Raw genomic sequence first — 6196 nt, 5'->3', positions numbered from 1 at the left:
GCACATTCGGGCCCAGGGTCTTTTGTTCGGATCAGGCCGGATCAGGCACCAGGGCACGCGAGCCCGGCAAGATCCGAACGAGAGGCCCTAGGGGTAGAAGTGCGTCAGCGACTCGGCGACGCAGGCCGGCTTCTCGGAGCCCTCCAGCTCGAAGGTGAAGCCCCGCGTCATCTGTACGCCGCCCCGCGCGACCTCGGTCACCCCGGTGACGGTGGCGTGCAGGCGGACACGGCTGCCGACGGGGACGGGCGCCGGGTGGCGGACCCGGTTGACCCCGTAGTTGAGCGCGCGTCCCACACCGCTCACCTGGAGCAGTTCGCCGAACATCGGGATGCCCCAGCTGAGCACCATGTAGCCGTGGGCGATGGTGCGCCCGTACGGGCCGGCGGCGGCGCGCTCGACGTCGGTGTGGATCCACTGGTGGTCCCCCGAGACGTACGCGTAGGCGTCGATCAGCTCCTGGGTGACCTCCTTCCACTCCGAGCGCCCGAGGTCGCGCCCGCCGAGGGCGAGGATCTCCGGGATGCCGTGCGCGGTCAGCGGCATGGGCGGTACTCCGTTCTGCGTGTACGGACGGTCAGGCGGTGACGGGCGCGGTGCGGGGTGCGGCGACCGGCTCGGCGGACTGCTCGTCGTGGTTGGGGCGCTTGAGCAGGAGGAGCATGCAGCCCAGGGTCAGCGCCACCTGGAAGACGGCGTAGACGATGACGGCGGTGATGGAGCCGGTCCGGTTGAGCAGGAACTGGCCGATGATCGGGGTCGTGCCGCCGAGCAGGGTGCCGCAGAGCTGGTAGCAGAGCGAGATGCCGGTGTAGCGCAGATGGGCCGGGAAGCGGCTGGCGAGCATGCCGGCGAGGGCCGCGTAGTAGAGGCAGTGCGGGATCGTGGCGACGGCGACACCGAGCATCGCGAGGCCGTAGTTCTCGGTGCTGATGAGGACGAACATCACCGGCATCAGGATCAGTTCCGGCACCAGCATCACGATCACCGCGCGGGACCAGCTCTTCATCCGGGTGGCGATGAGGGCACCGAAGGGCTGGACGATGATCTGGGTGACGTTGGCGACGAGGATGATCGTCAGGAACGAACTGCGGTCGAAGTCGAGGGACGTGGTGGCCCAGGACAGGGCGAACGTCGACTTGAAGTACGTCGCCGACAGGCCGATGGTGCAGGCGCCGATGCCGAGGACGATCAGCATGGGGTGGCTGCGCAGGACCTCGGTCAGGGGGAGCTTGGCGACTTCCTTCTTCTCGATGAGCTTGGCCATGGCCGGGGACTCGGTGACCTTCAGCCGGACCAGCAGGCCGACCATGACGAGTGCGGCGGAGGCGAGGAAGGGCACGCGCCAGCCCCAGGAGACGAAGGCGTCGTCGGGCAGCTGGCTGATGGCCAGGAAGCTCACGGTGGAGAGGGTGTTGCCGACGGGAGAGCCCTGCTGGGCGAACGCCCCGTACAGCACCGACTTGCCCTTGGGGGCGTGCTCGGAGGCGATCAGGACGGAGCCGCCCCACTCACCGCCGAGGCCGATGCCCTGGATCATGCGGATGCAGACCAGCAGGATCGGGGCGGCGATGCCGATGGAGGCGTAGCCGGGCAGCAGACCGATCGCGGTGGTCGAGATGCCCATCATCAGCAGGGTGATGACGAGGGTCTTCTTGCGGCCGAGCCGGTCGCCGTAGTGACCGAAGATGATGCCGCCGAGGGGGCGGGCGAGGAAGCCGACCCAGAAGGTGGCGAAGGCGACCAGGGTGCCTATGGAGCCTTCGAGTTCGGGGAAGAACACCTTGTCGAAGACGAGCGCTGCCGCGGTTCCGTAGATGTAGAAGTCGAACCACTCGATGGTGGAGCCGATGAAGGCTCCGAATCCTGCGCGGTTGGCGGCTTTCGTTCGCTCGCGTGCGGTTGCGGTGGTCGCACTCATGGTGGCTCCCGTGAATCAAGCGGATGGGACACGGCTGACCCGGCGTCGCCCGAGACGCCCTGGGTCGCGTGATGGAGGGGGACGGAGAGGAAAAGGGGAGGGGGACGGGGAGGGGTTGTCAGACGGCGATGCGTTCGAAGACCGCGGCGAGGCCCTGGCCACCGCCGATGCACATGGTCTCCAGCCCGTAGCGCGCCTGGCTGCGGTGCATCTCCCGGCTGAGCGTGGCGAGGATGCGGGCCCCGGTGGCACCCACCGGGTGGCCGAGGGAGACACCGGATCCGTTGATGTTGATCCGCTGCTCGTGGTCCTTCTCGCCGAGCCCCAGTTCCCGGGTGCAGGCCAGGACCTGGGCGGCGAAGGCCTCGTTGATCTCGATCAGGTCGAGGTCGGCCAGGGTGAGGCCGGCGCGCCCGAGTGCCGCGTGGGTGGCCGGGACGGGGCCGATGCCCATCGTCGCGGCGGGGACACCCGCGCGGGCGAAGGAGACCAGACGGACGAGCGGGGTGAGCCCGAGCCGTTCGGCGGTGGCGGCGCTGGTCACCAGGCAGGCGGCTGCCGCGTCGTTCTGCCCGCTCGCGTTGCCCGCGGTGACGGTGGCCTCCGGGTCGGCCTTGGCCATGATGGGACGCAGCGCCGCGAGTTGCTCGGCAGTGGTGTCCGGGCGGGGGTGCTCGTCGGCGGTGACGGTGGTCCGGGTCTTGCGGGTGCTCACGGTCACGGGGACGATCTCGGCGTCGTAGCGGCCCTCCCGCACCGCACGTGCGGCGCGGGCCTGTGAGCGCAGGGCGAGGGCGTCCTGGTCGGCCCGGCTGATGGAGTAGGCGCGGCGCAGGTTCTCCGCGGTCTCGATCATGCCGCCGGGTACGGGGTGGTGGACGCCGCCCGCGGTGACCCGGCCCCGGGCCAGCGAGTCGTGGAGCTGGAGCCCGGGACCCTTGATGCCCCAGCGTCCGTCGTGCGTGTAGTAGGGGGCGGCGCTCATGACGTCGACGCCGCCCGCGATGACGACGTCGCTGAACCCTGCCCGGATCTGCATGGCCGCGTCGAGCACGGCCTGCAGGCCGGAACCGCAGCGGCGGTCGATCTGGGCGCCGGTGACGGTGTCGGGGAGCCCGGCGTCCAGGGCGGCGACCCTGCCGATGGCGGGGGCCTCGGACGAGGGGTAGGCGTGTCCGAGGATCACCTCGTCCACCCGGTCCGGGTCGATTCCCGTGCGGGAGACGACCTCGGCGATTACGCGCGCGGCGAGCGCGGCCGGGGTCTGCTGGGCGAACGCGCCGCCGAAACGCCCGATGGGTGTGCGCAGCGGCTCGCAGATGACGACATCGGTCCGGTCGGGCACGGCGGAACACCTTTCGGCGGTTTCGGGTTGTGTGGGGCGACCTTCGCACTGGACCACTGAGTCGGTCCAATATCGAGTTGCCTCACATTCAAGACGCCACGCGTCTCAATCGGAGCTCACGGTGTCGGCAGCGCCTCCTCGGCGACCGCGAGCACGGCGCGCAGTGCCGCCGAGGGGTTGTCCGTGCGCCAGGCGAGCGCGGCCTGGCGCCGTATGGGCGGGCCGGCGAGGGAGCGGTAGACCAGCCCGTTCTGCTGGATGTGACGGACGGAGGAGACCGTGAGCGTGACACCGACGCCCGCGGCGACGAGGGCCAGGATCGTGTACGAGTCGGGGGCCTCCTGCACCACCCGGGGGTTGAAGCCGGTGGCCTCGCAGGCCTGGACCATCGCGTCGCGCACCGTGGAGCCGGCGTTCGCGGGGAAGGAGACGAAGGGCTCGTCGGCGAGGACCCCGATCGGGATGCTCTCCAGACGGGCGAGCCGGTGGTCGGAGGGCAGCGCGCACAGCAGCTCCTCCTCGTCGATCACCCGGTAGGCCACCCCCGGCTGGGTGACCGGCAGCCGCACGAACCCCAGGTCGAGGGAGCCGTCGGCGACCCGGGACAGGGCGACGTTGGCGTACGTCTGGCCCTTCATGGCCAGCTCGATCCCGGGGTGGGCGGCCCGCACCGCCCGGGTCAGCAGCGGCAGCGTCTCGTGGCTGGAGGCTCCCGCGAAGCCGATGGTGACCCGTCCGTACTCCCCGCGCCCCGCGGCCTTGGCGGCCCGTACCGCCGTGTCGAGGTCGTCGAGCACGGTCCGTACGGGTTCCAGGAAGGACTCCCCCGCGCTGGTGAGCCGCACCGAGCGGGTGTTGCGCTCGAAGAGCTGGACGCCGAGCTCCTTCTCCAGCTGCCGGATCTGCTGGCTGAGCGGGGGCTGGGCCATCTGCAGCCGCTTGGCGGCGCGGCCGAAGTGCAGTTCCTCGGCGACGGCGGTGAACGCGGTCAGATGACGCAGTTCCACAGGAGCTTCCATTCATTAATCAGCGGTCTTGATCCGACCTTAATTCGGTATTGGACAGCAATCAATGGCCGCTGACACGGTAAGGGCGACCAGCACGCAATCGCCGAGGAGCACCGTGGAGCGGACGGATACGGCCGACGGGCCCAGCAAAGTCATGTCGATGAGGGAGGCCGTCGCCACCTTCGTGCACGACGGCGCCACCGTCGCTGTCGAGGGGTTCACCCACCTCGTCCCCACCGCCGCCGGGCACGAGATCATCCGCCAGGGCCGCAAGGACCTCACCGTCGTGCGGATGACGGCGGACATCGTGGTGGACCAGATGATCGCCGCGGGCTGTGTCTCGCGGCTGGTCTCCTCCTTCGTGGGCAACTCCTCCGCCGGTTCGCTCGGTGAGCTGCGGCGCAGGATCGAGCGCGCCGACCCGGCCCCGCTGGCCTTCGAGGAGTACAGCCACTACGGGATGGTCTGCCGCTACCTCGCGGGGTCCCAGCGGCTGCCGTTCTACCCGCTGCGCAGCTACGGCGGCAGTGATCTGCCGAGCGTCAACAGCGATCTGCGCAAGGTGACTTCGCCCTACCCCGGGCCCGACGGGGAGCCGGAACAGATCTACGTCGTGCCGCCGGTGAACCCGGACGTGACGATCATCCACGCCCAGCGGGCCGACCGCCGGGGCAACACCCAGATCTGGGGGCTGACCGGCATCCAGGCCGAGGCGGTGTACGCGGCGGACAAGGCGATCGTCGTCGTCGAGGAGGTCGTCGAGGACGAGGTGGTCCGCTCGGACCCGAACCGCACGCTCGTCCCGTCCCACGCCGTTGACGCCGTCGTCGTCTGCCCGCGCGGGGCGCACCCGTCCTTCGCGCAGGGCTACTACGACCGCGACAACGACTTCTACCGGGCCTGGTCGCACATCAGCAAGGACCCGGAGCGACTGCGGGCGTGGCTGGCGGAGTGGGTGTACGGAACGGCCGACCACGCCGAATACGTGGACAAGCTGGGCGAGGAGTTCTGGGCGGGGCTCGCGGTGGGCGAAGCGCTCAGCGAACCGGTGAACTACGGGAGGCGTCTGTGAGCGCGCCGAGGGAGAAGGAACGGAACATGACCACCACCGCATCGGAGACCGTCACCTCGTCCGAGCTGCTCTCCGTCGTCGCCTCCCGTGAACTGGCGTCCCGCCGTACGGTGTTCGCCGGCATCGGGCTGCCGACGCTCGCCACCGAGCTCGCCCATCTGACGGTCGCGCCGCAGATCGAGGTCGTGTACGAGTCCGGGGTCTGCGGGGCGCACCCCTCACATCTGCCGGAGACCATCGCCGACGCCGTGCTCATCTCCGGCGCGGAGGCCGTGCTGTCCATGCCGGCGCTGTTCGGCTGCGTGCTCCAGGGCGGTCACATCGACGTGGGCTTCCTCGGCGCCGCCCAGATCGACCGGTGGGGCAACCTCAACACCTCGGTCATCGGCGACTGGGAGAGCCCCACGGTGCGGCTCCCCGGTTCCGGCGGGGCCATCGAGGTGATGGCCAACTCCCACGAGGTCTTCGTGGTGATGCGCCGTCACAATCCCCGCTCCTTCACCGGGGCCCTGGACTTCTGCACCACACCGGGCCCGGACCGCGCCCTCGCCGAAGGCATCCGGCCGCTGGGCGCGGGCGTCACCCGGGTCATCACCGAACTGGGCATCCTGGCCCGCGCCGGCGTCGGGGAGGAGCTCCGACTCGTCGCCGTACACCCAGGCGTGACGGTGGATCAGGTACGGGAGGCCACCGGCTGGGACCTCCGGGTCGCCGACTCCGTCGACACCGTGCCCCCGCCGACCGAGGCGGAGCTGCGCCTCCTGCGCGAGGATGTCGACCCCGGCCGCGTCTACCTTCGCTGACACGACCGCGTCTGCCTTCACCGAGATCGACAGCACCTGCCGAGAGGA

General features: G+C 70.2%; 6 protein-coding genes. 2 read left to right on the top strand and 4 right to left on the bottom strand.

Annotation, left to right across the window (positions count from 1 at the left end; all coding sequences use genetic code 11):
- Positions 1 to 87 precede the first annotated feature (87 nt).
- The 4 genes from ACFWFI_RS19875 to ACFWFI_RS19860 all read right to left on the bottom strand — a co-directional run bounded on the left by ACFWFI_RS19875 (position 88) and on the right by ACFWFI_RS19860 (position 4273).
- On the bottom strand, positions 88 to 546 hold the full coding sequence (locus ACFWFI_RS19875; RefSeq protein WP_387391748.1) for a MaoC family dehydratase: 459 nt from the start codon (positions 544 to 546) through the stop codon (positions 88 to 90).
- A gap of 31 nt (positions 547 to 577) precedes the next feature.
- Entirely contained in the window at positions 578 to 1921 is a 1344-nt protein-coding gene (locus tag ACFWFI_RS19870) for an MFS transporter (RefSeq protein WP_387391745.1), read from the bottom strand.
- A 118-nt stretch (positions 1922 to 2039) separates the two neighbouring features.
- Complete coding sequence (locus ACFWFI_RS19865; protein WP_387391742.1) at positions 2040 to 3266, bottom strand: acetyl-CoA C-acetyltransferase; 1227 nt, start codon at positions 3264 to 3266, stop codon at positions 2040 to 2042.
- Positions 3267 to 3382: 116 nt separating this feature from the next.
- The gene (locus ACFWFI_RS19860) at positions 3383 to 4273 is read right to left on the bottom strand and encodes a LysR family transcriptional regulator (RefSeq protein WP_387391757.1); all 891 of its coding nucleotides are present in this window, start codon (positions 4271 to 4273) and stop codon (positions 3383 to 3385) included.
- Positions 4274 to 4427: 154 nt separating this feature from the next.
- Here ACFWFI_RS19860 and ACFWFI_RS19855 point away from each other — a divergent pair, with 154 nt between their 5' ends.
- The gene (locus ACFWFI_RS19855) at positions 4428 to 5345 is read left to right on the top strand and encodes a CoA transferase subunit A (RefSeq protein ID WP_387391754.1); all 918 of its coding nucleotides are present in this window, start codon (positions 4428 to 4430) and stop codon (positions 5343 to 5345) included.
- 26 nt (positions 5346 to 5371) lie between these two features.
- Positions 5372 to 6148, top strand: coding sequence for a CoA-transferase subunit beta (locus tag ACFWFI_RS19850; protein ID WP_387391739.1), 777 nt, complete (start codon positions 5372 to 5374; stop codon positions 6146 to 6148).
- Positions 6149 to 6196 lie beyond the last annotated feature (48 nt).

This window comes from Streptomyces sp. NPDC060209 (assembly GCF_042728155.1).
In the GTDB taxonomy this organism is placed as follows: domain Bacteria; phylum Actinomycetota; class Actinomycetes; order Streptomycetales; family Streptomycetaceae; genus Streptomyces.
This window is presented reverse-complemented; position numbering and strand designations above follow the sequence as displayed.